Here is a 2021-nt window from a genome sequence, read left to right as displayed (position 1 = left end):
ATCGAATGAAGTTGAAAGTCTAAAGATATTAGTAATATTAAATATTAAATATAAGTATGAATGCAGTAAAAATTCACACGTTGCTTGCTCACTTTGACAGGAAAGTTATAACACCGGAAGAACCAGTCGATTTAAAGCCTAATCTTAGATATCGAATAACTATAGAAGATGATGAATCAATAGCAGGGCAGAGTATTTGGGAAGTACTCAGTGATTTTTCAGGAAAAATCGATGGCCCTGAAGATTGGTCCGAAGAACACGACCATTATTTGTATGGCGCGCCAAAACAGCAAAAAAAGGAGTAACATGAATTTAAATCGTTTCTTCATGGATACAGATATGTTCTTGCATTGCTTAATCAAAACGATAAATTTCATGGCACTTTCCCATTTTCCAGTTATTTTTCAGACACCGACTTTGGGTAAAATTGGTGTAAATCAGTGTTAATCCGCGTCTGAAAAAATAAAAAGACACGGATTTCGCGGATTTACACGGATTTGTAATCGCATCTGCATCTGATATATTCGTTGGAATAACTGGATTTTGGAACTGTGCCAATTTCATGAACAAGCCAAGGCAATATTTCCAAAAATACGTATTGCAGATGAAGTATGCATAACAGAAACAGTCGTAATTGAAATAGGCAATTCACTGGCACGCTCTAACCGTTCTCTTGCAGTTTCTTTTATTGAAAGTTTATACAGCACCCACAATGTAAATGTCCTGCCAGTAGATAGTGTATTGTTGCATAGCGCCATAGACTTCTATCACAAACGGAACGATAAAGAATGGGGATTAACGGATTGTATCTCATTCATTATGATGGAAGAACAAGGTTTGCAAAATGCTTTAACATCAGATGAGCATTTTCAACAGGCTGGTTTTAGAGCGCTGTTGCGTGAAGATATTTAATCCATGGGATGAACAGCCATGCTCTGAAGGTCGGTAACATTTTGTCTGCAAAAGGTTAAATGAGAATATTTCTTCAACTTTGATTCTTTTAGGTTCTCAGAAAACAATGTGGATTGCCTCCGCACTATGTGTACTCCTCGTCCTCTGTAGTTTAAATCTCCTATAAATCTACAAGGTTGGCTGCCACCTTGCTGCCCTATCGGGCAGTGGTGGCAGGGACAGCAGCAATACATGACCACACCCCACAACATGAGGGGATATGATAATCCCTCCAGTATTCCTCACTTGCTGAGCTTGTAGATATTGTTAAGTCCTTTCAGGTGGGGGAGATTATTCTTCTTTTCCTCCGAATACTATCATGGCAATTGCGCCACCAATGAACCAGATAGCGAGCATGATAATCACGCCGACTTTTGCCGTATAGATATCTGTCATTGCACCGATAAGAATCGCGATCAAGCCCATGCTAAAAATTAAAACTCCGATGCCTCGTCTCCTGCTTTTGTCCATAGTTTAAACCTTCTTGATTTTTCATTTAAAAAAATCTTAATAATTAATAGTGATAAACATTACTTATAGTTTTCTAACGTGTTAACATCAAGAGGAACTTGAACACATCCCTTGATGAATTAGTCGTCTTTGAAGAGGATTAGATAAATTGTAAAAGGACGTGCGAAGCAGATCGAGACGGGCACCCGGGCAGAGTGAAGGCGAGAAGGGATGGGAGGTGGAATCATTTGTAGAGACCATAGAAATGATAAAAAGTGAAACAGATAATTTACTTCTAATTATTTAATTAACAATGACAAGAATTATTAAGATTAAAGCAGAATTCAATGTATGAATAATTCAATTACAATTGATGATATCTATCGGGAGTTAAAAGTCATTGAGCAAAAAATGATAACCCATGAAGATTTAGATGCATTAGTCGACACTGTTGAGATCATTAATAACCCAAAGACCATGGAATCAATTCATAAAAGTGATATTGATATTAAGGAAGGACGGGTTAAAGAAATATCTTCCGTGGATGACCTCCTTAGCGAGCTATAAGACATGACATGGGTCGTTAAAAGAACTGACACCTTTCTTGTATCCCTTAAGGT

Annotated in this window: 4 protein-coding genes; 3 read left to right on the top strand and 1 reads right to left on the bottom strand. The window is 37.5% G+C overall.

The genetic code is table 11. The features are described 5' to 3' along the window. The first annotated feature begins 56 nt into the window (after positions 1-56). Together IBX40_13130 and IBX40_13125 are read left to right on the top strand one after the other, a co-directional pair. Positions 57-305 (top strand): hypothetical protein, encoded by a 249-nt coding sequence (locus IBX40_13130; GenBank protein ID MBE0525254.1) that lies wholly within the window; start codon positions 57-59, stop codon positions 303-305. Positions 306-549: 244 nt separating this feature from the next. Beyond that, positions 550-912 (top strand): type II toxin-antitoxin system VapC family toxin, encoded by a 363-nt coding sequence (locus IBX40_13125; protein MBE0525253.1) that lies wholly within the window; start codon positions 550-552, stop codon positions 910-912. A 330-nt stretch (positions 913-1242) separates the two neighbouring features. On the opposite strand, the gene IBX40_13120 is transcribed toward IBX40_13125, so the two are convergent. Continuing rightward, positions 1243-1422 (bottom strand): hypothetical protein, encoded by a 180-nt coding sequence (locus IBX40_13120; protein MBE0525252.1) that lies wholly within the window; start codon positions 1420-1422, stop codon positions 1243-1245. A 330-nt stretch (positions 1423-1752) separates the two neighbouring features. Between IBX40_13120 and IBX40_13115 the strand changes: the two genes are divergently transcribed. Further along, complete coding sequence (locus IBX40_13115; GenBank protein ID MBE0525251.1) at positions 1753-1968, top strand: hypothetical protein; 216 nt, start codon at positions 1753-1755, stop codon at positions 1966-1968. The last annotated feature ends 53 nt before the right edge of the window (positions 1969-2021 follow it).

This window comes from Methanosarcinales archaeon, from assembly GCA_014859725.1.
Taxonomy (GTDB): domain Archaea; phylum Halobacteriota; class Methanosarcinia; order Methanosarcinales; family Methanocomedenaceae; genus Kmv04.
The sequence above is the reverse complement of the archived record's forward strand: the minus strand, read 5'-3'. Positions and strand labels throughout refer to the sequence as shown.